Source organism: Stenotrophomonas sp. ZAC14D2_NAIMI4_7 (assembly GCF_003086675.1).
GTDB lineage: Bacteria > Pseudomonadota > Gammaproteobacteria > Xanthomonadales > Xanthomonadaceae > Stenotrophomonas.
Genome location: NZ_CP025995.1, coordinates 104,376 through 129,203 on the forward strand (window position 1 = coordinate 104,376; position 24,828 = coordinate 129,203).

Here is a 24,828-nt window from a genome sequence, read left to right on the forward strand (position 1 = left end):
CTGCGATCCCCGTGATCCGGGCTCTTTTTTTGTACGCCAGCGCAATGGGGTCAGAGCCCTTCTGCCGGGCCGCAGAAGGGATCCGCCCCCGGGCTGCGCGGGAAACCGTGACCGTGCGGCTTGCCGCTGTCACCTCGCAGGCCGCAAGATGCGGACCGGTCCGGGGAGTCCGAATGCATGAGCGTGGCAAGGGCAGTGCAAACAAGGTCTGCGCGTTACGGGGGGCTGTTGGCCGTGCTGCTGCTGGCGGTGGCCGCCTGCCGCCAGTCCAGCCCGGACGCCGTCGCGCCTGCCGCTGAGCCGGTGGCCGCGGTACAGGCCATGGCCCAGCGCCTGGCCGAAGATGATCTGGTGGGCTACGCCAGGCTGTCCGTACCGCCCAGCCAGTACCAGCGGCTGCAACAGGCCTGGGACGAAGGCCACAGCCAGTGGCCGCTGACCGAACTGCCGCTGGGTGACCAGCTGCTGCCGATGCTGGCAGCCCTGCGCGAACCCGATGCCGGCCCCCGGCTGCAGCGCAGCTTCGACCGGCAGCTGGCCGGCCAGGCCAGCGCGGTGCGCCAGGCCGCGCAGTCGATGGGCAACTTCGGGGTGCAGTACCTGCAGCACCAGAAGGGCTACACGCCCAGCCAGCAGGCGCACTACGTGCAACTGGTGCAGACCCTGGCACTGTGGGCGCAGGGCGCACCGATCAGCGACCGTGCGCGGGCGCGCAGCACCATCAGCGCGCTGGTCGGCGCCGCCGGCAAGGTCGGCTTCGGCGACGAGGACGGCCTGCGTGCGGCCGGCATGGAGGGCAGCCTGCAGCAGCTGGCACCGTTCATCCACACCCTGAAGGCCGTGCTGGCCAGCTACGGGCTGGGCGTGGACGAAGCGCTGTGCAGCCTGCAGGGCGAGCTCCTGTCGGTGCAGGGCGACAACGCCCTCGTCCGAATGACCTACGAACTGGCCGGCAGCACCCTGACCCTGCAATTGCCGCTCAGCCGCCGCGAAGGCCACTGGTACCTGACCCGTACCCTGGCCGATACCGATGCCCTGCTGCGCCAGGCCGATGCCGCGCGTGCGGCCGCCGCACCGGCACCCACCGCGGCCCCGGACGCGGCCGGGGAAGCGGCAACACCGCCGCCTAAGCCATAATGGCGCCGATGTCGAAACAGAACCCGCTGCCGTTCCCCGGCGAAGAATCCCAGACGACGCCCGCCGATGCAGTGCCGGCGTCCCCCTCGACCGGCACCGGCCCCAACCCGGTACCGCCGCCTGCGGCTGCGCGTGCCGCGGGCCGCCGCCCGTTGTGGGCGCGGCTGCTGGGCCGGCTGGTGGAACCGTGGCTGTCGCTGAAGATCGAACCGGAAGACCCGGGCCAGTACAACGACGGCCGCCCGGTGGTCTACGTGCTGGAAGACTACGGCCTGTCCAACGCGCTGATTCTGGACAAGGCCTGCCGCCAGGCCGGTCTGCCCTCGCCACTGGTGCCGCTGGCCGGTGACCCCACCGGCCGCAAGCGCGCCTATCTGGCGCTGTCGCGGCGCAGCTCCAGCAATTCGCTCATTCCCGAGCAGCGCGGCGCCAAGACCCATTCCGATTCGCTGGCCAAGGTGCTGCAGGCGCACCGCGTGCGCGACGATCTGGACGTGCACCTGGTGCCGGTGTCGATCTTCGTCGGCCGCGCGCCGGACAAGCAGAGCGGCTGGTTCGCGGTGCTGTTCTCGGAAAACTGGGCGCTGGTCGGCCGCTTCCGCCGCCTGCTGGGCCTGCTGCTGAACGGCCGCAGCACCATCGTGCGCTTCGCCCCGCCCATCTCGCTGCGTTCCACCGTGGACGAGGGCCTGGAGCCCGAGCGCACGGTGCGCAAGCTGCAGCGCGTGCTGCGTACCCACTTCCGCCGCATCCGTGAATCGGTGATCGGCCCGGATCTGTCCACCCGCCGCCTGCTGGTGGACCAGGTGCTGGCCGCCGAAACGGTGCGCGAAGCCATCGCCGCCCAGGCCAAGCGCGACAACTCCAAGCCCGCCGAGGCCTGGAAGAAGGCGCATGCCTACGCCTGGGAAATCGCCGCGGACTATTCCAGCCCGGTGGTGCGTTCGGCCAGCTTCATGCTCAGCCACGTGTGGAACCGCATCTATGCGGGCGTGCTGGTGCACCACCTGGACAAGTTCAAGGCCGCCGCGCCGGGCCACGAAGTGGTGTACGTGCCCAGCCACCGCAGCCACATGGACTACCTGCTGCTGTCCTACCTGCTGTACGACCGTGGCATCGTGCCGCCGCACATCGTGGCCGGCATCAACCTGAATCTGCCGGTGGTCGGCACCCTGCTGCGCAAGGGCGGTGCGTTCTTCATCCGCCGTTCGATCCGCGGCAACGCACTGTATTCGGCAGTGCTGAGTGAATACGTGGCGCAGCTGGTCGCCGGCGGCTATTCCATCGAGTACTTCGTCGAAGGCGGCCGCTCGCGTACCGGGCGCCTGCTGCAGCCCAAGGGCGGCATGATCTCGATGACCCTGCGCGCCTTCCTGCGCCAGCCGCGCAAGCCGGTGCTGTTCCAGCCGGTCTACATCGGCTATGAAAAGCTGATGGAGGGCGGCAGCTACCTGGATGAACTGTCCGGGCGGCCGAAGGAAAAGGAATCGATCTGGCAGCTGCTGTGGGGCATCCCCAAGGTGCTGAAGCAGAACTACGGCCAGGTGGTGGTGAACTTCGGCGAACCCATCGCGCTGAACGACGTGCTGGCTGAGAAGGCGCCGGAGTGGAACGGCGAGGCGGTTTCGGAAGACGAGAAGCCGAGCTGGCTGTCCAGCACCGTCGATACCCTGGCCGAGCGCATCCAGGTGCGCATCAACGGCGCCGCCGACGTCAACCCGATCAACCTGCTGGCACTCGCACTGTTGTCCACGCCCAAGCACGCGATGGGCGAGGCCGACCTGATCGCGCAGATCGAGCTGTGCAAGACGCTGCTGGTCGAGATGCCGTATTCGGACAGGGTGACGGTGACCCCGCACTCGCCGGAGCGCATCATCGCCCACGCCGAGGAAATCAACGTCCTGACCCGCATCAAGCACCCGCTGGGTGACGTGCTCAGCGTCAGCGGCGACACCGCAGTGCTGCTCAGCTACTTCCGCAACAACGTGCTGCACCTGTTCACCGCGTCCTCGTGGGTGGCCTGCTGCTTCCAGAACAACCGTCGCATGAGCCGCACGGGCCTGGTGCAGCTGGGCCGCACGGTGTACCCGTTCCTGCAGGCCGAACTGTTCCTTCCCTGGAGCGAAGATGAATTCGCCCAGCGCATCGAGCAGACCATCGACGTGTTCGTGCGCGAAGGCCTGCTGCAGAACATCAATGACGATGACGGCGGCATCCTGGCACGCAACACCGGCCAGACCGACGAAGTCTTCCGCCTGCGCGCGATCGGCCATTCCCTGCAGCAGGCGTTCGAGCGCTACTACATCACCATTTCGGTGCTGGTGAAGAACGGCCCGGGCGTACTGGGTACCGCGGAACTGGAAAGCCTGTGCCAGCAAGCCGCGCAGCGCCTGAGCCTGCTGTACGCCCCGGCCGCGCCCGAGTTCTTCGACAAGACCCTGTTCCGCGGCTTCATCCAGAAGCTGCGCGAGCTGCGCCTGGTCTGGCCGGACGAGAACAGCAAGCTGGTGTTCGACCAGCGGCTGGACGCCTGGGCCAAGGACGCCAAGTTCATCCTGGGCCGCGAGCTGCGCCACACGATTGAACGGGTCAGCCCGGAAGCGGCGCGCCCGGACGAGCCGACCCCGCAAGCCTGAAGGTAGCGCCGGGCGATGCCCGGCGAACGGGAACCTCATCGGTAACGTGCCAACCAAGGTTGGCACCTACCCGGGCAGGCGGGAATGGGTAGGTGCGGACCTTGGTCCGCACATCTTCCACCCGTGCCAACCAAGGTTGGCACCTACCCGGGCAGGCGGGAATGGGTAGGTGCGGACCTTGGTCCGCACACCTTCCACCCGTGCCAACCAAGGTTGGCACCTACCCGGGCAGGCGGGAATGGGTAGGTGCGGACCTTGGTCCGCACACCTTCCACCCGTGCCAACCAAGGTTGGCACCTACCCGGGCAGGCGGGAATGGGTAGGTGCGGACCTTGGTCCGCACATCTTCCACCCGTGCCAACCAAGGTTGGCACCTACCAGGGCAGGAGGACCAAGGTTGGCACCTACCAGGAGCGGCGGGAACCCGAACGGGCCGTTACGCCGGTTCGTCGGGAATCTGCAGGCTTTCCAGCTTGGCGATGCAGTCCTTCAACTGCAGCTTGCGCCGCTTCAGGCGCTTGGATTCCAGTTCGTCCTCGCCATTGGCCGCCATGCGCGTGATCTGTTCATCCAGCACGCGGTGTTCGGCGCGCAGGGCGACCAGGCGTTCGACGATCTCGGCGGGGCTGTAGGTGTCCACAGTCTGCGAGCATACACAGCGACGATGACGACCGGGAGAGGGGAATTCCGACCCCCGGTCGGGGCGGCCGCAAGCCGTTAGAATGGAGCGCATGAGTGCTGTGATCTCCCTTCCCGACCCGGTGCCGCGCGCGGTGCGCGATGCGCGCGCGGGCGCGGGCGGGCATGACGCACTGGAACGGCGCCTGCGCCGCCAGGTCGGCCAGGCCATCGCCGATTTCGGCATGATCGGCGCCGGCGACAAGGTCATGGTCTGCCTGTCCGGCGGCAAGGACAGCTACACCCTGCTGCACCTGCTGCTGCAGCTGCAGAAGAAGGCACCGGTGCCGTTCGAACTGGTGGCGGTGAACCTGGACCAGAAGCAGCCGGGCTTCCCCGAACACGTGCTGCCGGAGTACCTGGCCAGCCTGGGGGTGGCGTACCAGATCATCGAACAGGACACCTATTCGGTGGTCAGCCGGGTCATTCCCGAAGGCCGGACGATGTGTTCGCTGTGCTCGCGCCTGCGCCGCGGCGCGCTGTACAACCATGCCGAGAAGCACGGTTTCACCCGCATCGCGCTGGGCCACCACCGCGACGACATGGTGGCCACCTTCTTCATGAATCTGTTCCACCACGCCAAGCTGTCCGGCATGCCGCCGAAGCTGCGCAGCGATGACGGCCGCCACGTGGTGATCCGCCCGCTGGCCTACGTGCGCGAGCACGACATCGCCGCCTACGCACAGGCACGCCAGTTCCCGATCATTCCCTGCAACCTGTGCGGCAGCCAGGAAAACCTGCAGCGCCGCCAGGTGGGCCTGATGCTGAAGCAGTGGGACATCGACCACCCCGGCCGCGTCGACCAGATCGCACGGGCCATGGGCCAGGTGCATCCCTCGCAGCTGGCCGACCCCGCATTGTTTGATTTCATGGCGTTGGACCGTGGCAGTGCACCGCCGCCGCCCGATGACCACGCACCCGCACAGATATCCGCTGCCTGAGCGGAATCGTCCTTCTTCCTCTTGCCTTCCGGAATTCCATGTTCTTTCGCAACCTGACGTTCTTCCGCTTCCCGACCGCCACTGATTTTTCCGAAGTCGATACCCTGTTGCCGCACGCCCTGCTCAAGCCGGTGGGCGCGCTGGAAATGAACTCGCGTGGCTTCATCTCGCCGTTCGGCCGCGAAGAGAAGGAGCAGCTGTCGCACCGCATCGCCGACCACCTGTGGCTGACCGTGGGCGGTGAGGACAAGATCCTGCCAGCGGCGGTGGTGAACGATCTGCTGGAGCGCAAGCTGGAAGAGATCGAGGAAAAGGAAGGCCGCCGCCCGGGTGGCCGCGAGCGCAAGCGCATGAAGGACGACCTGCTGCACGAACTGCTGCCGCGTGCGTTCGTGAAGTCCTCGCGCAATGACGCGTTCATCGATCTTCAGCACGGTTATGTGGTCGTGGACACTTCCAGCCGCAAGACCGGCGAATACTTCATGTCCGACATCCGCGGTCTGCTGGGCAGCTTCCCGGCCATGCCGCTGAACGCCGAAGTGGCGCCGCGCTCGATCCTGACCGGCTGGATTGCCGGCGAACCGCTGCCCACCGGCCTGAGCCTGGGCGAAGAATGCGAGATGAAGGACCCGGTGGAAGGCGGCGCCGTGGTGAAGTGCCAGCACCAGGAACTGCGCTGCGACGAGATCGACAAGCACCTGGATGCCGGCAAGCAGGTCACCAAGCTGGCGCTGATCTTCGAAGACAACCTGTCCTTCGTGATCGGCGACGATCTGATCGTGCGCAAGCTGAAGTTCCTCGACGGCGCCCTGGACCAGCTGGAGCACGCCGACGAAGACGGCCGCCGCGCCGAATTCGACGCCCGCTTCGCCCTGCAGAGCGCCGAGATCCGCCGCCTGTTCCTGCTGCTGGAAGAGGCCTTCAAGCTCAGCAAGGCTGACTGAACAGGCACCCCGTCGGCCGCCGGTCATCCGGCGGCCGCGCACGGCGCTATGCTGGGCACATGAGCCGCCTGCTGCGCCGCCTGATCGGCACGACCCCGCCCGCCACCGTGCAGCGCGATACCGTGCGCCTGCGCCTGGAAGATGCCGAGATCGAGGTGCTGCGCGTGCGCGACCCGCGCGCCCGCCGCATCAAGCTGAGCGTGGACGAGCGTGGCGCGCGCCTGACCCTGCCGCCGCGCGCCAGCCTGGTGATGGGCGAGCGCTTCCTGGAACAGCACCGCGACTGGTTGGCGCTGCAACTGCGCGTCTACCAGGACAACGGCCTGCCGGCGCCGCTGCAGCCGGGTGAGGCCGGCGAGCTGCCGCTGCGTGGCGAGCTGCTGCCGGTGCGCTGGCAGGAAGGCCGCTACGCCCGGCTGGAGATCGACGAACACGGCGCCTGCGTGCAGTGGCCGACCCGTGGCGGCGATGCCACGCTGCGGCGCCTGCTGCGCGAGTTCTACGAGGCACAGACCCGCGCCGATGTCGGCCGCTGGCTGCCGAAGTACCTGCCCGGCCTGCCACGTGCGCCGAGCCGGGTGCGGCTGAAGGTGATGTCCTCGCAGTGGGGCTCGCTGGCGCCCGATGGCAGCATGGCGCTGGACCTGGCGCTGGTGCTGGGCCGCCCGGAGGCGTTCGAGTACGTGCTGGTGCACGAGCTCTGCCACCTGATCCAGGCCAACCACTCGCCGGCGTTCTGGCAGGAAGTGGAACAGCGCTTCCCGGCCTGGCGCGAGCAGCGCGATTACTTCCAGCTGGAAGGCCGCCGGTTGAAGGCCATGCTGCGCCAGCTGTTGTAGCGTCGAGCTTGCTCGACGGCTCCTGGTTCAAGCACCGCGCTCAGTCGAGCAAGCTCGACTCTACGTGCGCTTTGCGGCTGCGGTCGCCCAACGCGCGGCCACCTGCGGTGCGGTGATGCACACCGCCTGGTCGGTCACGGTGGTGACGGCACGTTCCAGCAGCTGGATGTCGGCTTCGTGCTGGCGTGCCACGTGCGGGTCCTCGAAGAAGATCGCGCGCTGGCACAGGCCCTCCAGCACACGGTCGGCAATCTGCGCATCACCGCCCATCGGCCCGCTCTGGTAGCGGGTCACCCACGGCGTATCCGACGGCCAGCCGCGGCTCCACGCCAGTTCGTTCAAGCGCTGGCCGGTGGTGCCGGTGGCCACCCGCTCGCCGAACCGTGCCAGCACATCGAAGTGCGCATCGGCGAAGGCGAGCATGGCCGGCTTCATCGCATCGTGGGCAATCAGCGCCAGGGTCTGCTGGCCAAAGGCATGCAGGTCATCGGCGCCCGGGTCGGCGGCCAGACCGGCATGCACGCGTTCCACTTCCACCCAGTCGCGTGCGGTGGCCACCGTGGAAATGAACGGCTTGCCGTGGATCACGCACTGTCGCTTCAACGCGGTGGCTTCGGGAAACACCGAGGACGGGTCGACCGGATCGATCAGGTAGATGGCGCCATCCAGCACGCGATCGCCGCCCATGCCGACCACTTCCGCCACCAGCTTCATCAGTCCGCCCTGGCGACCGTACGGATAGCGGCGCAGCCCTTCGTAACCTGCCAGGAAGCCATGCCGTTCGATCGCGTCGTGGGTGCGGCCCACCGCATGCAGCGACACGCCCAGCTGGCGCAGGCCCGCTTCGCTGGCGCGCAACCAGCGGAACAGCGCCGCACGGGGATCATGGTGGTGCAGACGGTTGGCGGCCAGGCCGATGCGCATCGTGGGTTCCGGTAGCGGGTAGAAGCGGCAGTGTATGTCGTGATCGGCGCGCTAGAGCGGCTTTTGCAAGTTTCCTCATTGTTGTGCCGATCCCAGTCGCTAGCGTGACGGCAGGGCACCGAGCGGTTTCGCTGCCTGCTTGCCCGCGCCAGAGAGGATGCCAACGTGATCGTTGCCGGCCGTGCGGCCCGGGGCCTGCTGGCCATGCTGGCCGCGATGCCCGCCGCCTACGCCAAGGACGCGTGCCAGGGTCCTTGGTCAGTGGCCTATCCGGCCGATCGTCCGCCCCTGTCGATGGTGCATGAAGGCCAGCCCGCCGGCGTGCTGGCCACCTATCTGCAGGCCCTGCAGCAGCACGATCCCAGCGTGCAGGCCCGGCCGGTGCCGGCCGCCGCGCTGTCCGCCGGCCAGCTGCCCGCCGGTACCCAGGCCATCCTGGGCTGGCCGCGTGCGCAGTTGCCGACGGGATGGGTCAGCAGCCACAGCTACCTGCAGGTGCCGCAGGTGATCGTGCGCCTGCGTGGCGCGCGTCCGGTCCTGGGCCTGGGCGACCTGCAGGGCGCCACGGTCGCCAGCCCCGAAGGGCAACCGCTGGCCCGGCACCTGCGCGAAGAAGCCCCGTATGCCCTGCTGCTGCCACCCGCGCCGGTGGACAAGGCCTTCGACCTGCTGGTGGAAGGGCGGGTGGATGCGGTGGTGGTGAACCTGGCCGAAGCCAGCGCCGCGCTGCAGTTCTACGGCGATGCGCTGCGGGTGGCTGCACCGGCCGGTTTCAGCGATGCGCTGGTCATGGCCACCGTGCCCGAATGCGCGGCGCGGCTGGCCCGCCATGCACCGCTGCTGCAGGAACTGTCGCCTGCCGCGCAGGCCGAGGCGCTGGCGCGCTGGACGCCGTTGCAGGCGCAAGCGCGGCCGCCGCCGCAGCGGGCGCTGCGCTGGCTGGTGCCGACGCTGCTGGCTGCAATGGCCCTGGCGCTGGTGCATGCCTACGGGTTCTGGCGCCTGCACCGCGAAGGACTGCAACGGCAGCGGCTGGAACAGCGCCTGCTGGATGTCACCGCCAGCCTGCCTGCGGTGGTGTTCCGCGCCCGGCGCAGCAGCAGCGGCGTGTACAGCGTGCCGCATATTGCCGGCGATGTGCATGCCCTGTTCGGGGTCAGCGTGGATACGGCCCGCATCGATCATGCGCAGCTGATGGCCGCCGTGCATCCGGACGACCGTGCGCGGGTGCTGGCACATGTCGATGCCGCCGCCCTGGTGCGCGGGCCGATCGATGTCAGCTTCCGCAGCCGCGGCCGCCGTGGCTGGCGCAGGGTGCGCTCGCGTGCGCAGCCGATTGCCGTGCGTGGCGAGCAGACCGGCGACATGGAATGGACCGGCTACTGGATGGACGTGACCGACGCCCACGAGCGGGCGCGTGCCTTGGAGGACGCACGCCAGGAGGCCGAGCAGGGGGCGCTGGCCAAGACCCATTTCCTGGCCACGATGAGCCACCAGATCCGCACGCCGATGAGCACCCTGCTGGGTCTGCTGGAACAACTGGGCAGCACCGCGCTCGATGGTCGCCAGCAGCAGGCACTGTGCAGCCTGGACGAGGCCGCAACGATGCTGCGGCAGATCCTGGACGACGTGCTGGACAGCCAGCGCCTGCAGCCGCAAGCGGCGGCACTGGCGCCCCAGCCCACCGACCTGCGCGCCCTGCTGCTGGGCGTGCAGCGGCTGTTGGCGCCGCTGGCGGCAAGCAAGGGCCTGTACCTGCGCTGTGAAGTGGATCCTGCCCTGCAGCCCGGTTCGTGGGTGGATGCCCTGCGCCTGCGCCAGATCCTGATGAACCTGGTCGGCAACGCGCTGAAGTTCACCCTGCACGGTGGCGTGGAACTGCGCGTGCAGGTGCTGCGGCAGACATCGCCGCAGCAGAGCGATGGCCAGCAGGTGCGGCTGCAGGTGGCCGACACCGGGGTGGGCATCAGCCCGGCGCGGCAGCGGGCGGTGTTCAGTGCCTACACCCAGGCCGACGCGTCCACTACGCGCCGGTTCGGCGGCAGCGGTCTGGGCCTGGCGATCTGCCACGACCTGGTCGCCACCATGGGGGGGCAGCTGCAGCTGCGCAGCCGCGTGGGGCAGGGCAGCACGCTGTGGCTGGACCTGTGGTTGCCCGCCTGCACGCCGCCCGCAGCGTTACCGGTGCCAGCGCGGCCGGGGCCGTCGCAGTCGCTGCCCAGCGTCGATGTGCTGGTGGCCGAGGACCATCCCACCAACCGCCAGCTGCTGGTGAACCGCCTGCGCGGCCACGGGTTGCGGGTGCAGGCCGTGGCCGATGGCGCGCAGGCGTGGAAGGCCTGGCAGGCGCGGCCGTTCGCGCTGGTCGTCACCGACTGCCAGATGCCGGGCATGGATGGTTTTGCGTTGGCCCGCGCGATCCGTGCCGACCCGCGCCCGGGTGCGGCGCGGGTGCCGATCATCGCGCTCAGTGCCAGCGTGCTGGCCAGTACCCGCCAGGCCTGCCACGACGCCGGCATGGACCGCTTCCTGGCCAAGCCGGTGGCTGCGCATGACCTGCACGCGGCCGTGGCCGACCTGCTGGCCACGCCGCTTCAGACTGGCACGACGGTGTCAGCCGGCCAGTAGCCGCACAATGCTGGCAGCCGCATCGCGCCCTTCGGCCACGGCGGTCACCACCAGGTCGGCACCGCGTACCGCGTCGCCACCGGCGAACAGGCGCGGGTGTGCGGTCTGGTACGGCAGGCGCTGCTTGCCACCGGCGACGATGCGGCCATTGCCCTGGCTTTCCACGCCGTGCTCGGCCAGCCACGGCGGCAGGGTGGGCGAGAAGCCGAAGGCGATGATCACCACGTCGGCCTCCAGCAGCGATTCACTGCCGTCGATCGGCACCGCGTTCTGGCGGCCATTGGCATCGGGTTCGCCCAGGCGGGTCTCGACCACGGTCACGCCGATCACTTCATCGTCGGCACCGGCTTCGATCGACAGCGGCTGGCGGTTGAACAGGAAGCGCACGCCCTCTTCGCGCGCATTGGCCACTTCGCGCGCGCTGCCGGGCATGTTCGCCTCGTCACGGCGGTAGGCGCAGGTGACCTTGGCCGCGCCCAGGCGCACGGCACTGCGCACGCAGTCCATGCCGGTATCGCCGCCGCCCAGCACGACCACGCGCTTGCCGTTCAGATCGGGCAGGGCAATGGTGTCTTCCCAGCCGGCAATCGGCCGGCCCTTGGGGTCATCGCCGCTGACAATGCGGCTGTTCTGCACCAGGAACGGCAGCGCCGGCAGCACACCCTTCAGGTCCTGGCCGACCAGGCCACCGTCGGTGTAGCGGTACGCACCGGTGCCGACGAACACCGCGTCATGGCTGTCCAGCAGCTGCTGCACGCTGATATCGCGGCCGATCTCCACGCCCAGCCGGAACTGCACGCCCATGCCCTCCAGCACTTCGCGGCGGCGGTGGATCACATCCTTGTCCAGCTTGAAGCTGGGAATACCGAACTGCAGCAGGCCACCAATCTGCTCGTAGCGGTCATAGACCACCGCGGCAATGCCGGCGCGGGCCAGGCGGTCGGCGCAGGCCAGGCCGGCCGGGCCGGCGCCGATCACTGCCACGCTGTGGCCGGTGGGCTGCACCGCTTCCAGATCGGGGCGCCAGCCGGTGGCCAGCGCGGTATCGACGATGTACTTCTCGACCGCGCCAATGGTGACCGCGCCGAATTCCTCCAGCGTGCAGCTGCCCTCGCACAGGCGGTCCTGCGGGCACACCCGGCCGCACACTTCCGGCAGCGGGTTGGTGCTGTGGCACAGCGTGGCCGCTTCGTGGATGCGGTTTTCCTGCACCAGCTGCAGCCACTGCGGAATGGCGTTGTGCACCGGGCACTTCCAGCTGCAGTAGGGGTTGCCGCAGTCCAGGCAGCGGCCGGCCTGGTACTGGGCGTCTTCCTTGCCGAATTTTCCGTACAGCTCCCCCCAGTCGCCGGAGGTGCGCAGTTCCACGGGAATGCGCTGCGGCATGGTGCGGGGCAGGTCGAGGAACTGGAAAGCGTGCTTGCGGCTCATGATCGTCTCGGCAGTGCAGTGCGCGCGCTCAGGCGGCGCGGCGCAGGGTTTCGGTCAGCGACTCGATGCTGGCGGCCTTCGGTTTGACCAGCCAGAACTTGCCGATGTAATCGCGGAACTCGTCCAGGATCTGCTGCGCCCAGATACTGCCGGTCAGCTCGCGGTGGCGGCCGATCAGGCGGTGCAGGTGCTGGCGGTAGTTCTCGAAGCCCTCGGCGGACACGCGGTGGATGTCGATCAGCTCGTGGTTGTAGCGGTCGACGAAATCGCGGTCCACGTCCAGCACGTAGGCCAGGCCACCGGTGAAGCCGGCGCCGAAGTTCAGGCCGACCTTGCCCAGTACCAGCACCACGCCGTCGGTCATGTACTCGCAGCAGTGGTCACCGGCACCTTCCACCACCGCCAGCGCCCCGGAATTGCGCACGGCGAAGCGCTCGCCGGCACGGCCAGCGGCAAACAGCTCGCCGCCGGTGGCGCCGTACAGGCAGGTGTTGCCGATGATGGCGGTGCTGCGTGCCTCGAAGCGCGCGCCGCGCGGCGGGCGCACCACCAGGCGGCCGCCGGCCATGCCCTTGCCCACGTAGTCGTTGGCTTCGCCTTCCACTTCCAGGTGCAGGCCGCCAACGTTGAACGCACCGAAGCTCTGCCCGGCACTGCCGCGGAAGCGCAGTTCCAGCGGCGATTCGGCCATGCCCTGGTTGCCGTGCACGCGTGCCACCGCGCCGGCAAGGCGGGTGCCGATGCTGCGGTCGGTGTTGTGGATCAGGAAGCGGTGTTCGCCGCCACGCTTCTCTTCGATGGCCTGGGCCAGCAGGCCGTCCATCTGCGTGGCCAGACTGTCCGGCGATTCGTACAGGCGCTGGGCGGCGCAGTGGCTGCCCTCGTAACGGGCGTCGGCCAGCAGGCGCGACAGGTCCACGCGCACGCCCTCGCGCGGTGCCGCGTCGATCTGCCTCAGCAGGTCGGTGCGGCCGACGATCTCTTCCAGCGAACGCGCGCCCAGGTAGGACAGCCAGCCCCGCACTTCCTCGGCCAGCAGGCGGAAGAAGTTCTCCACGCGCTCGGGCTGGCCGGTGAAGTGGTTTTCGCGCAGGCGCTCGTCCTGGGTGGCCACGCCGGTGGCGCAGTTGTTCAGATGGCAGATGCGCAGGTACTTGCAGCCCAGCACGATCATCGGCGCGGTGCCGAAGCCGAAGCTGTCCGCACCCAGCAGTGCCGCCTTCACCACGTCCAGGCCGGTCTTCAGGCCACCGTCGGTCTGCAGCAGGGTGCGCCCGCGCAGGTCGTTGGCCAGCAGCGCCTGGTGCGCTTCGGCCACGCCCAGTTCCCACGGCACCCCGGCATAGCGGATCGAGCTGACCGGCGATGCACCGGTGCCGCCGTCGTGGCCGGAAATGGTGATCAGGTCGGCACCGGCCTTGACCACGCCGGCGGCAATCGTGCCCACGCCGGCATGGCTGACCAGCTTCACCGACACCAGCGCGGTGGGGTTCACCTGCTTCAGGTCGTAGATCAGCTGGGCCAGGTCTTCGATGGAATAGATGTCGTGGTGCGGCGGCGGCGAGATCAGGCCGATGCCCGGCTTGGCGTAGCGCAGCCGCGCGATCAGTTCATTGACCTTGTGCCCGGGCAACTGGCCGCCTTCGCCGGGCTTGGCGCCCTGGGCGACCTTGATCTGCAGCACTTCGGCATTGACCAGGTATTCGGCGGTGACGCCGAAGCGGCCCGAGGCAACCTGCTTGATCTTGCTGCGCCGCTGCGTGCCGTAGCGCGCGGGATCTTCGCCACCTTCGCCGGAATTGCTGCGGCCGCCGAGGCGGTTCATGGCGATGGCCAGCGCTTCGTGCGCCTCGGGGGAGAGCGCACCCAGGCTGATGGCAGCGGTATCGAAGCGCGGGAACAGTTCGCTGGCCGGGGCGACCTCGTCCAGCGGCGTCGGCGCAGCGGCCGGTACCAGTTCCAGCAGGTCGCGCAGTGCCGACGGCGGCCGTGCGTGCACTGCATCGCAGTACTGCTGCCAGGCACGCGGGTCACCGCTGCGCGCCGCGCGCTGCAGGGTGGTCACCACGTCCGGGTTGTACATGTGGTACTCGCCGCCGTGCACGTACTTCAACAGGCCGCCGACATCCACGCCCTGCTGGGCATCCCAGGCCTGGGCGCACAGCTCGCGGGCGTCGGCGTCCAGGCGCGCGAAGCCGGCGCCGCCGATGCGCGAAGCGGTATCGGGGAAGCACAGCTCGACCACCTCCGGTTCCAGGCCGATGATCTCGAACAGCTGCGCGCCACGGTAACTGGCCACGGTACAGATGCCCATCTTCGAGATGATCTTCGACAGGCCCTTGTAGACGCCCTTGCGGTAGCGGCGGCCGATCTGCGACTGCTCGCCGCCCTTGCTGAGCTTGAGGATGCCGCGCCGGCCCAGGTCGAACAGGGTCTGGTAGGCCAGGTACGGGTACACGGCGGTGGCGCCGAAGCCGAGCAGGCAGGCCATGTGGTGCGGGTCGCGCGCGGTACCGGTCTCGACGATCAGGTTGACGTCGCAGCGCAGGCCCAGGCGCGAGAGGTGGTGGTGGATGGCGCTGGTGGCCAGCAGCGCATGCACCATCGGCCGCCCGGCCACCGGGTAACGGTCGGACAGCAGCAGCATCACCATGCCCTCGCGGGCGGCCTGTTCGGCCTCGTCGCAGATGCGCTCGATGCCGGCGCGCAGGCCTTCGTCCTCGCTGTAGGACAGATCCAGCAGGCGGTTGGCCTGCACGTACTGGTCCATCTTCAGCAGCTGGCGCAGCTTGCGCTGGCTCAGCACCGGCGAATTAAGGATGACGTGGTTCACCGTCTCCGGGCCGGCATGGAAGATGTTGGTCTCCTTGCCGAGCTGGGTGGACAGGGACATCGCGCAGTCTTCGCGCAGCGGATCGATGGGCGGGTTGGTGACCTGCGCGAAGGCCTGGCGGAAGTAGTCGTAGAGCGGACGGCTGCGCTGGCTCAGGACCGCCATCGGCGTGTCATCGCCCATCGAGCCGGTGGCTTCCTGCTCGGTTTCGGCCAGCGGCCGCAGCACCTGCTCCACTTCTTCGCTGCTGAGCTGGTACAGCTTGTGGTAGCTGCGCAGGGTGCCTTCGTCGAAGGGTTCTTCCACCAGCGACGGATCGATCAGTTCGGTCTGCAGATAGGTCACGCCCTGCTGCAGCCATTGCTTGTACGGCGCGCGGCCACGGTTGATGCGGTCGATGGCTTCCGAATCGAGCAGGTCGCCGCGCTTGAGGTCGATGGCGATCATCTCGCCCGGCCCCAGCTTGCCTTTGCGTACCACCCGTTCGGTGGGCACTTCCCACACACCGGCTTCGGAAGCGACCAGGAAGTGCCGGTCGGCGGTCAGCATCCAGCGTGCCGGGCGCAGGCCGTTGCGGTCCAGGGTACAGACCGCATAGCGGCTGTCGCAGGCAACGATGCCGGCCGGGCCGTCCCACGGCTCGCTGTTCAGGCCGTAGAACTCGTAGAACGCGGCCAGGTCCGGGTCCTTGAATTCCAGCGACTGGGTGGCCGGCGGCACCAGGATGCGCAGCGCCTGGATCAGCTCCATGCCACCGGACACCATCAGTTCCAGCATGTTGTCCAGGCTCTGCGAATCCGAGCCGTGCATGGAAATGACCGGATCGAACTCGGCGATATCGAAGCGCGGGGTCTTCCACACCTTGCTGCGCGCCTGCGCCCAGCGGCGGTTGCCTTCGATGGTGTTGATCTCGCCGTTGTGGGCGAGCATGCGGAACGGGTGCGCCAGCGGCCAGCGCGGCAGCGTGTTGGTGGAGAAGCGCTGGTGGAACACGATCGCGCTGGAGGCCAGTTCGCGCCGCTGCAGATCGGTGTAGAAGCGGCTGAGCTTGTCCGGCAGCACCATGCCCTTGTAGCTGATCGCGTTCGGGGTGAGCGTGGTGACGTAGAAATCAGCATGCTCGCGCAGCTGCTGTTCGCTGCGGCGGCGGGCCAGGAACAGGGCCAGCGCGAAGCCGGCATCGTCCTGGCCGACACCGGCATCGACGAACACCTGTTCGATGCGCGGCAGGGTGTCGCGCGCCAGCTGGCCGCACACGCTGTCGTCGGTCGGCACCAGGCGCCAGCCGGCTACCTTGCAGCCCACCGCCTCGATCTGCTGCTGCAGCTGTGCGCGGCAGGCCTGGGCGGCAGCCTCATCGTGCGGCAGGAATACCAGGCCGGCGGTGAAGCGCGCGCCGATGGCGATGCCGGCCTCGCTGGCCAGCAGTTTCAGGAAGGCATCGGGGCGCCGCAGCAGCAGGCCGCAGCCGTCGCCGGTCAGGCCGTCAGCGGCGACGCCGCCGCGGTGGGTCATGCGCGAGAGCGCGGCAATGGCGGTGTCGACCAGCAGACGCGAAGGCTGGTCGTCGAGTTGGGCGACCATGCCGAATCCACAGGCATCGCGCTCGGAGCGCGGGTCGTAAAGCCCTTGGCGGTTGCGGGGGGCCATCTCTACCTCGATGCGAAATGAAATGAGCGGGGACACTCGTGCCCGCTCATTCCCTGGAGCGCATCGTGAGGCCACCGGATGCCTCGACTAGATCACAGTTGCTGCAACGCCGCAACACACGGTTGCGCGTGCAACCAAAGCGCTGGCAAGTGCCTGCCAGCGCAGGGGTTTTTCAGCCGCAGCGAACGCCGGTCACCACGTCCTTGGCGTCCACTTCCACATTCAGGCGATCACCCAGGAATTCCATGGTGGCAACGTCGTTGGGCTTGAGCACGCGCACCTGGCTGGCGCCGGCATCTTCCTGGGCCTGCTTGCCCACCGCATCGGTGTAGGCCTGGCCGACCAGGCTCTGCACCTGGCTGGCATCGCAGGTACCGGCCGGCGGTGCTTCGGTGGCCTTGCCGGCTTCATCAGCCGGGGCCTTGGCCGCTTCGGCGGCCTGCTGGGCATGGGCGGTCGCCGCATCCTGCTCGTCCATCGACGGCGCCTGGCAGGCGGTCAAGGCCAGCACGGCCGGCAGCAGCAGGGCGGACAGGGATCGGGCGCGGATCGGGAACGACATCAAGGACTCCAGAAAGGGATGGAAGGGTATGCCCCGAGCATAGCCGCGAACCCACCCTCACGTGTTTGTCTTGCGTTATTGACGCGTCGGCTGCACGGCGCTGGCCATGCTGCCAGCCATGCCCAACGCCCCCACCCCCGAACGCCAAGCCGCACGCGCCGCCGGCCTGCGCTATGTCGATGACACCCAGCCGGGCATCAGCCGGCGCCGCGCAGGCAAGGGTTTCAGCTACCGCGATGCAGACGGCCACGCGCTGCGCGACGCCGCCACGCTGAAGCGCATCCGCGCGCTGGCCATTCCGCCGGCCTATACCGCGGTGTGGATCTGCGCCCATGCCAACGGCCACCTGCAGGCCACCGGCCGCGATGCGCGCGGCCGCAAGCAATACCGCTACCACGCCGACTGGGCCGCCGTGCGCGACGCCGGCAAGTTCGACCGCACCATCGCCTTCGGCGAAGCGCTGCCGGCCCTGCGCCGGCGCCTGGCGCGCGACCTGAAGCAGCCAGGCTTCCCGCGCGACAAGGTGCTGGCGGTGGTGGTGGCCCTGCTGGCCGACACCCTGGTGCGGGTGGGCAATGAAACCTATGCCAAGGAAAACAAATCCTTTGGCCTGACCACGCTGCGCAACCGCCACCTGGACCTGCTGCGCGGTGGCCGCGTGCGCATGCGTTTCCGTGGCAAATCCGGGCAGCTGCACGAGGTGACCGTGGGCGACCGCCGGTTGGGCACCTTGGTGCGCGGCGTGCAGCAGCTGCCTGGGCAGGCGCTGTTCCAGTACCGCGACGACGACGGTGTCGTGCAGCCGGTCGACTCCGGTGCGGTCAATGACTACCTGCGTGAGGTGATGGGCGAGGACTTCACCGCCAAGGATTTCCGCACCTGGGGCGGCACGCTGGCGGCGGTGCAGGCATTCGCCGCCACCGAACTGCCCGAACCGGCCAGCCAGCGTGCGCTGGCCAAGGCGCAGCGCGAGGTGGTGTGCCAGGTGGCGGCCCGGCTGGGCAACACGCCGGCCGTGTGCCGCAAGGCCTACATCGACCCGTGCGTGTTTGCCGGCTGGGAGCGCGGTGAACTGGCCTCGCTGGCGGGCCTGCGTGGCCCGCGGCAGTGGGAACAGGCCACGCTGAAAGTGCTGCGCCGGGCACGGCGGTTGGCCCGGCGGGGCCGTTAAGGTCGCGGCGACTAGGGTCGACTACGGCTATTTCGGAATTGTCCGATTACGGTCTGTGCAGTAATTCAAGGATACGCCTGCGGGCGCTGGTTAGGCTGGGGTCCTGACGGATGACAAGGACGCAGACATGCCCGAGATGGATATCAGTAGTGCGGCCGACGAAGTAGTGCGGTTGCTGCGGCAGAACCAGGCACGCGCTGCCGCCGAACGGCTGGAGGCTCTGCGTGATGGCCAGGCTGCGGTTGTCCAGGAGTCACTGGACCGGTACGTCTCGGTTCGCGGCGCGGCGGAGCTGGGAGCGCTGCAGGCCGCTGGGGGTGTTGCCGCCGGGGACAGGGCCATCGTCAGCCCGATGCTGGATCGACTGCGTGAGGCGTCGCGGCCGCCGCGGATGCCAGCGATTCCGGAAACAGAAAATCTAAGTCAGGCACAACAGCACGATGTCTATGCCAGCATCATCGAAGTGCGGGGTAGTGCGGCTGCGCATCGGGCAATGGATACGCAGGATCGGGTGATTCTGGGACTGCGCGATGAGAGCCGCACTACTGACCGACGCGGGCAAGGTGACTACAACGATCGCATCGTCGTGCTCTGGAAGGATGCTGAAGGCGGACGGCATGCACGCGAATTCAATGAGGCAACAACCGAGCCTACTGCTCAGTACGATGCCCATGCTGCGACCAGGCAGCCGAGTCCGGGGTTTGAGAACGTGATTCGGAAGAAGAAGACCGAAGGAGAAGACGTCAACAGCGACGGGGTCAGGGATCTTGGCAGGTTGGCCGAGGGAACCACCGAGATGCAGGCAACGACTCATCCTCGTCGAGACAAACCTGCTGAGTTCGCGCTCCGTCCCACTCCGGCCGCCGTCACGGCGGGCTTGGGTCGCGTCGAACGTGACAGCAACGGTGACGGTTGGTTTGACGCACGCGACACCCACGGAATGCAGGAGCTCAACTCCACCTTCAAGATCCATCGTGGAAGCTCGCGGAATACCGATTCAGCCGGTTGCCAGACCATCGGTGGTGGCAAGTACGACGACTTCATCGAGGTCGTGCGCGGCACGCCCGGACAGAGCAACTGGCAATACGTCCTGACCTCGGTTGCACCGGGCCAGGTACGCGAGCGGGGTGGACAGAACGTTCCAACTGCGGCGCTGGATGATCCTCGCCTTCCCGCACACCGTGACCATCCCCTGCAGCAGCAGATCAGCGAGGGCCTGCGCGCAATGGGCGGTGATTACGCCGCGAATGCAGACGAATACAGCCTGGTCATGCTGCATGAAGCGAAGGCCGCGGGCTTGACCCGTGTGGACCAGGTGGTGGCAAGTAATCCGGTGCGGGGAGCGACGGCAGGCGAGACGCTGTTTCTGGTGCAGGGCAGCTTGACTGACCCAGCCGCGCAGCGCGTCGGAGTGAATGCAGGCGAGGTTGTAGAAACTGGCGTAGAGGCCAGTCTTCGGCAGCTTCAGCGGCAATCGCAGGAACAGCAGTCGCAGACGCCCCCGCACCAGACACCTGCACAGCAGCGGGAAGCACCTGTCATGGGGGGACGCTGAGCCATGCAACACCGTTACCTGACTTCATCAGTTGTCCTGCTTTCGCTAGTGATCAGCAGCGCCTGTACTCCCACCCGTGAAAGCCCCTTGGGTCCACGCGTGATCGCGCCTGCTGGGGATTCTTCGTCTGTTGCTGCAGTGAGCGACGAAGGGTTGCCAGGGTTACCCGACGCGATTGGCGTTCTGCACGTACCAAGTAGAGCCGGCCCGTTGCCTGCAGATGCCAAGCGGATACTGACTGGGCTCGGCTGCGTTCTGGACCAGGCGGCTGATATTCTGGTGGTCGATGTGCCGGGTGAAAATGGACGCCGAGATGTCATGGTGTCCGACGATGCTGGTCCCCACTACCGGTATTGGCTCCGATCATTCTCAGGCAGTGGCGGCACCACCGGCTATCTGGTGCAGCTGAACGGATGCCCCGTCTCTACGGTCGGCATGCGGGCATACATTGCCCGCGGCGCCGCCGCGCCGCAGGACGTGACGGCGTCGGTTCTTGCGAACAGTGCGCTGCCCGACGCCGCCACCATGGCCGCCTACGCTGAGGCCGGTGTGAGCGATCTGTTCGCCCTCACCTGGAAGCTGGATAAGGTCCCGGTAGTGCGCTGGGTGGCCGAGCCCGACGTGGATCGACCCATCGCATTGGATGGCCGAACTTTCGACCGGGGCAACATGGTGCACGCGGGCTTTCTGGTATGGGAAAAGGATCGCTTCACCTTTCACAAATCCGTTCCGGCAGCCCTGTGGCCCTGCAAAAAATGGGAGGCACTTTCATGCAGTGAGGATCCTTTCCTGAAAGGCTGGTAGCGGATGGACAAGGACGCGGACATGCAGACGATCAGGACCAGACAGCCGATGCAGCACGCCGCTTCGACCGGTAAGGGAAGCCGAAGCAAGCTTCACCGTGGCCTGACGTCGTCGGCGTTCCTGCTATCGCTGCTGGCTTGCAGCACGTCCGCCACGGACCTTGGAGTCGGGCTGCCTGGATTGCCCGCCGCAAGCGGCAGCTCGGGTTCCGGGGGGAGTTACGGCCCGTTGCCGGCACACGCCAAGCAGGTGCTGACAGGGTTCGGGTGCCGTCTGGACGACACGGCCAAGGCGCGGGTGCTCCATGTACCCGGTGCGGGTGGGCGTCAGGACGTGATGGTGACCGACATCAGGGGTCGGCTTTCCACTACTGGCTCCGATCATTCTCTGGCAGTGGCGACAGCACCGGCTACCTGCTGCAGCTGAAAGGCTGTCCTGCCTCCACGGTCGGCATGCGCGCCTAAATCGCCAAGGGCGACGCCGCGCCGCAGGACGTGACTGCAGCGGTTCTGGCACAGAGCGCATTTCCCGACGCCGCCGCGATGGCCACGTACGCCAAGGCAGGGGTGAGCGAGATGTTCGCCCTGATCGAGCAGCTGGGCACCGTTCCAGTGCTGCGCCGGATTGCCGAACCGGACCCTGATCGCCCCATTGAAGAAGACGCCCGCACGATTGACCGCGGCAATTTCGTGCATGGCGGCTTCCTGGTATGGGAGGGGGATCGCTTCACGTTCCACTGGACGATCCCAACTGCGATGTGGCCATGCCGCCGCTACCCGACCATTCCCTGCAACAATGACCCCTTCGTGAAGGGACCATAGAGGTACTCCGTAGCGTCGAGCTTGCTCGACGGCGGTTACCCGCAGTAAATGGCGGTGATGTTGTTGGTACGCCCGGTCTCGATGGTCAGGCGATCACCGCCTTCGCTTGCCGCCCCCGCCGCCGGATCGGCATTGCCACTGGCTGTGTTGCCGCTGTGTTCGCGACTGCCACGGGTCACCTGCACGTTCAGGCTGTCGCTGTCCACGCGGGCGCGTTCGACGGTCATGTCAGAGGCAGCCAGCCCGACCGCGCCGCGCACCATGTCGGTGTGGCACTGGCCGGAAATCACGCCGTCGATGGGCTGGATCTGGGCGACCGGGCTGCTGCTGCAGGCAGCCAGGGCGAAGCAGACGGCGGCGGTGGCAATGGCGTGCTTCATGGCGGCGTTCCTGATAAGTGTCGTTGCTGCAGGGTGCGACGACACGCGTGGTGGCGGAATGAAGCCGTGCACGCGACGGATACAACACACTCACTGCGGCCAACCGCCCCGGTAGGGACACTGCACGAGCGGCGTCCGCCGCCCCCGGTAGCGCCGGCCTTCGGCTGGCGGCCCCTTTCCCTCCCGAGGAGACCTGCATGGCCACGACCAAGACATTGCCCGCCCGCCGCAAGGCATCGCCCAAAGTGCGCAAAGGCAGCACCGCGACGAAGCCGCTTGCCGACAGCGATCGCCCGCGCGTGGTGAAGACCGCCACCCGTAAGGCCGCCGCCAGCGATCCGCGTGCGGCCCGCGTGGCGTCGCGGCAGCGGCGACTGCAGGACCAGGAGAAGGCCAAGGATGCGCGCACCACAAAGAAAGCGGCGAAGAAGACGGCTACCCAGGCCGGCACGCGTCGGCAGCCGGAATCCATGCCGGCCCAGCATCTGCCCAAGCCGGGCCACGAATACGCGCTGGAGCTGGCGCCGCGCTTCCTCGCCCCCGATTACGTGGGCAGCGGCAAGCTGCAGGGCATGCGCGCGATCGTCACCGGCGGTGATTCCGGCATCGGCCGCGCGGTCGCCGTGCTGTTCGCCCGCGAAGGCGCCGATGTCGCCGTGTTGCACCTGGATGAAGCGGAGGACGCGGACATCACCCGCCAGCACGTGGAACGCGAAGGCGGGCGCTGCGTGGTGATTGCCGGTGACGTGCGCGATCCGCGCTTCTGCAACAAGGCGGTGAAGCAGGTGGCCAAGGCCTTCGGCGGCATCGATATCCTGGTCAACAACGCGGCCTTCCAGCTGCACTGCGAGCGCTTGGAAGACCTGGAAGACGCCCACCTGCAGGAAACCCTGCAGACGAACATCGGCGGTTACATCCAGATGGCGCGGGCCGTGCTTCCGCACCTGGGCGAGGGTGCCAGCATCATCAACACCGGCTCGGAAACGGGCATCTTCGGCAGCAAGGCCCTGATCGATTACTCGGCGACCAAGGGCGCTATCCATGCCTTCACCAAGGCGCTGGCCAGCCAGCTGCTGCCGCGTGGCATCCGGGTCAACTGCGTGGCGCCGGGGCCGGTGTGGACGCCGCTGAACCCGGCCGACAAGCAGGCGCAGGACGTGGCCGAGTTCGGCAAGGAGAGCGACATGGGCCGCCCCGCGCAGCCGGAAGAGCTGTCGCCGGCGTATGTGTTCCTGGCTTCGCCCGCATGCGCCAGCTACATCAGCGGGGTGATCCTGCCGGTGATGGGCGGTCCGCGCGGCTGACGCGGCGGTAGTGCCGGCCGCTGGCCGGCAGCTATCCTCGGCGCACGCAGACAGAAGATGGGGTGGGCATGGACGGCACCGTTGAATACCTGTGGCTGCCGCCGGGCGCGATACCGCCCGAACGGGCCTGCTCCCCTTACCGCGCCATTGTTGCTGTCGAAGCCGCCGTGGAGGCGGACTGGCAGGCGCGGGTGAGCGACTGGCTGGTGCGCAGCGGTTGCCGCTACATGATGGCCTGGGGCATCGGGCGCAGCGGCTGGGATGATGCGGTGGACCTGGCATCGTGGAGGGCGAGGGCGCCGACTTCGTGATGACCACCTTTCATGACCGCGACACCCTGGCGGAGGTGTTCGCGTTCTGCGCCATTGCCCAGCACCCTGCGCTGGAGCTGCCGCATACACTGGTGTTGCATGTGGCTGAGACGGCCGACCAGACGCGCGTGCCTGCAGGTGCTCAGGGCCCTGTTGCAGCAGGCGCATAAAGATCGGCGATGCGCGGAATGAACCGCTGCGGGTTGGCACCGACCAGGTTGGTCAGCACCACCACCGCCACGCCGCGGTCGGGGTAGACGATGAAGGCCGATCGCGCACCGCCGATGCCGGCCACCTGACGGTCCGGCGCGGCCTGCAGCACCGGCCACCCGGCGGCCCAGGGGCCGGCTCGGCCATCGGCGAGCGGCTCGGCGGTCCACATGCGCGTGCGTGCGGGATCGCCCAGCAGGCGGCCGTCGGCCAGGGCGGCCAGCCAATGTGCGGTGTCATCGGCGGTGGTCAGGATGCCGCCGCCGGCCCACAGGCTGGGCGGTATGTCGTAGAACCAGTGCGACAGGCGTGGCGGCGTGTCGGCCGCTTCGGTCGCACGCGGCGCCAGGCTGTAGATCGTCGCCGCATCGGGCACCAGGTCGTAGCTGTCGCCGAAGGTGGTGCGGTCCATGCCGACCGTGCCGAACTGGCTGCTGGCGAGGAAGCGTTCGTAGGGCATGCCCGATTGCCGCGCGATGATCCGCGACAGCAGCAGGTAGTTGGTCTGGTTGTAGGCGAAGCGCTGGCCGGGTGCGGCATCCATCGGCCGCGCGGTCACGGCCTGCCACGCCTGCGCCTCGGTACCACCGCCCAGCAGCCCGCGCTCATCGAGGATGTCCGGCAGGCCCGAGGTGTGCGTGAGCAGCTGGCGCACGCGCACGTTCTGCCAGGCCGGCGGAAGCGCATCGAGATAGCGCGCCAGCGGCCCATCCAGATCCAGCCTGCCCTGTTGCGCCAGCTGCGCGGCCGCCACGCCGGTGAAGGCCTTGGTGGCCGAGTTCAGCGGGAAGCGCGTGCTGCGCGTGGTGGCGATGCCGTTTTCGACGTTGGCCAGGCCGAAGGCTTCGGACAGCACCACCTGGCCGTCCTTGACCACGGCCACCTGCAGGCCGGGGATGCGCTCGTCCTGCATGGCCTGGCGGATCAGGCGGCGTGCCTGCTCGTTGGCGGCATCAGGGCCGGGCGAAGCGGCTGCCACTGGCAGGGCGGCGAGGAGCAGGAGCAGGACGGGCAGCGTTGGGCGGAACATGGGGATTCCCGGCGGGTTGTCGGGGGATCGGATGCGTGG

The 24,828-nt window shown here is 68.1% G+C and carries 19 protein-coding genes; 12 read left to right on the forward strand and 7 right to left on the reverse strand.

Annotation, left to right across the window (positions count from 1 at the left end; genetic code table 11):
• Positions 1–177: 177 nt before the first annotated feature.
• Complete coding sequence (locus C1922_RS00430; RefSeq protein WP_108747979.1) at positions 178–1,137, forward strand: hypothetical protein; 960 nt, start codon at positions 178–180, stop codon at positions 1,135–1,137.
• On the forward strand, positions 1,137–3,773 hold the full coding sequence (plsB, locus tag C1922_RS00435; protein ID WP_108747980.1) for a glycerol-3-phosphate 1-O-acyltransferase PlsB: 2,637 nt from the start codon (positions 1,137–1,139) through the stop codon (positions 3,771–3,773). The genes C1922_RS00430 and plsB overlap by 1 nt, the downstream gene beginning before the upstream one ends.
• 436 nt (positions 3,774–4,209) lie before the next feature.
• On the opposite strand, the gene C1922_RS00440 is transcribed toward plsB, so the two are convergent.
• The gene (locus tag C1922_RS00440; RefSeq protein ID WP_079224582.1) at positions 4,210–4,413 is read right to left on the reverse strand and encodes a YdcH family protein; all 204 of its coding nucleotides are present in this window, start codon (positions 4,411–4,413) and stop codon (positions 4,210–4,212) included.
• Between the two features lie 91 nt (positions 4,414–4,504).
• Between C1922_RS00440 and ttcA the strand changes: the two genes are divergently transcribed.
• Genes ttcA through C1922_RS00455 form a run of 3 tightly spaced genes read left to right on the forward strand, consistent with a single transcriptional unit; the run spans position 4,505 to position 7,175 of the window.
• A complete protein-coding gene (gene ttcA, locus C1922_RS00445) occupies positions 4,505–5,392 on the forward strand; it encodes a tRNA 2-thiocytidine(32) synthetase TtcA (protein WP_199912209.1) in 888 nt (295 codons plus the stop codon).
• 38 nt (positions 5,393–5,430) lie between these two features.
• The gene (locus C1922_RS00450; protein WP_108747982.1) at positions 5,431–6,336 is read left to right on the forward strand and encodes a recombination-associated protein RdgC; all 906 of its coding nucleotides are present in this window, start codon (positions 5,431–5,433) and stop codon (positions 6,334–6,336) included.
• Between the two features lie 59 nt (positions 6,337–6,395).
• Positions 6,396–7,175 (forward strand): SprT family zinc-dependent metalloprotease, encoded by a 780-nt coding sequence (locus C1922_RS00455; RefSeq protein WP_108747983.1) that lies wholly within the window; start codon positions 6,396–6,398, stop codon positions 7,173–7,175.
• A 60-nt stretch (positions 7,176–7,235) separates the two neighbouring features.
• Here C1922_RS00455 and C1922_RS00460 read toward each other — a convergent pair whose 3' ends face one another.
• Positions 7,236–8,099, reverse strand: coding sequence for a methylglyoxal synthase (locus tag C1922_RS00460; RefSeq protein WP_108747984.1), 864 nt, complete (start codon positions 8,097–8,099; stop codon positions 7,236–7,238).
• A 165-nt stretch (positions 8,100–8,264) separates the two neighbouring features.
• Between C1922_RS00460 and C1922_RS00465 the strand changes: the two genes are divergently transcribed.
• Positions 8,265–10,727, forward strand: coding sequence for a response regulator (locus C1922_RS00465; protein ID WP_234413413.1), 2,463 nt, complete (start codon positions 8,265–8,267; stop codon positions 10,725–10,727).
• Here C1922_RS00465 and C1922_RS00470 read toward each other — a convergent pair.
• The 3 genes from C1922_RS00470 to C1922_RS00480 form a co-directional block, all read right to left on the reverse strand.
• Complete coding sequence (locus C1922_RS00470) at positions 10,713–12,158, reverse strand: FAD-dependent oxidoreductase (RefSeq protein WP_108747985.1); 1,446 nt, start codon at positions 12,156–12,158, stop codon at positions 10,713–10,715. The genes C1922_RS00465 and C1922_RS00470 overlap by 15 nt on opposite strands.
• 28 nt (positions 12,159–12,186) lie before the next feature.
• The gene (gltB, locus tag C1922_RS00475) at positions 12,187–16,641 is read right to left on the reverse strand and encodes a glutamate synthase large subunit (protein WP_108747986.1); all 4,455 of its coding nucleotides are present in this window, start codon (positions 16,639–16,641) and stop codon (positions 12,187–12,189) included.
• A 172-nt stretch (positions 16,642–16,813) separates the two neighbouring features.
• Positions 16,814–17,203, reverse strand: a complete 390-nt coding sequence (locus C1922_RS00480) for an I78 family peptidase inhibitor (RefSeq protein ID WP_108747987.1) — start codon at positions 17,201–17,203, stop codon at positions 16,814–16,816.
• A 118-nt stretch (positions 17,204–17,321) separates the two neighbouring features.
• Between C1922_RS00480 and C1922_RS00485 the strand changes: the two genes are divergently transcribed.
• The 4 genes from C1922_RS00485 (at position 17,322) to C1922_RS20585 (ending at position 21,554) form a co-directional block, all read left to right on the forward strand.
• Positions 17,322–18,374 carry a DNA topoisomerase IB gene (locus C1922_RS00485; protein ID WP_108751436.1) on the forward strand — a complete coding sequence of 351 codons (1,053 nt, stop codon included), beginning with the start codon at positions 17,322–17,324 and terminating at the stop codon, positions 18,372–18,374.
• 127 nt (positions 18,375–18,501) lie between these two features.
• Positions 18,502–19,929: an XVIPCD domain-containing protein gene (locus C1922_RS00490; protein ID WP_108747988.1), complete on the forward strand. Its 1,428-nt coding sequence runs from the start codon at positions 18,502–18,504 to the stop codon at positions 19,927–19,929.
• Positions 19,930–20,139: 210 nt separating this feature from the next.
• Complete coding sequence (locus tag C1922_RS00495; RefSeq protein ID WP_234413416.1) at positions 20,140–20,733, forward strand: hypothetical protein; 594 nt, start codon at positions 20,140–20,142, stop codon at positions 20,731–20,733.
• Positions 20,734–21,227: 494 nt separating this feature from the next.
• Complete coding sequence (locus C1922_RS20585; protein ID WP_234413418.1) at positions 21,228–21,554, forward strand: hypothetical protein; 327 nt, start codon at positions 21,228–21,230, stop codon at positions 21,552–21,554.
• A gap of 35 nt (positions 21,555–21,589) precedes the next feature.
• On the opposite strand, the gene C1922_RS00505 is transcribed toward C1922_RS20585, so the two are convergent.
• Positions 21,590–21,934 carry a hypothetical protein gene (locus tag C1922_RS00505; protein WP_108747990.1) on the reverse strand — a complete coding sequence of 115 codons (345 nt, stop codon included), beginning with the start codon at positions 21,932–21,934 and terminating at the stop codon, positions 21,590–21,592.
• A gap of 197 nt (positions 21,935–22,131) precedes the next feature.
• On the opposite strand from C1922_RS00505, the gene C1922_RS00510 reads away from it, so the two are divergent.
• Positions 22,132–23,238, forward strand: a complete 1,107-nt coding sequence (locus tag C1922_RS00510; protein WP_108747991.1) for an SDR family oxidoreductase — start codon at positions 22,132–22,134, stop codon at positions 23,236–23,238.
• Between the two features lie 68 nt (positions 23,239–23,306).
• A complete protein-coding gene (locus C1922_RS00515) occupies positions 23,307–23,549 on the forward strand; it encodes a hypothetical protein (RefSeq protein WP_108747992.1) in 243 nt (80 codons plus the stop codon).
• Between the two features lie 142 nt (positions 23,550–23,691).
• Here the strand turns inward: C1922_RS00515 and C1922_RS00525 are convergent, their stop codons facing one another.
• Positions 23,692–24,759 carry a serine hydrolase domain-containing protein gene (locus C1922_RS00525; protein WP_108751437.1) on the reverse strand — a complete coding sequence of 356 codons (1,068 nt, stop codon included), beginning with the start codon at positions 24,757–24,759 and terminating at the stop codon, positions 23,692–23,694.
• Positions 24,760–24,828: the final 69 nt, after the last annotated feature.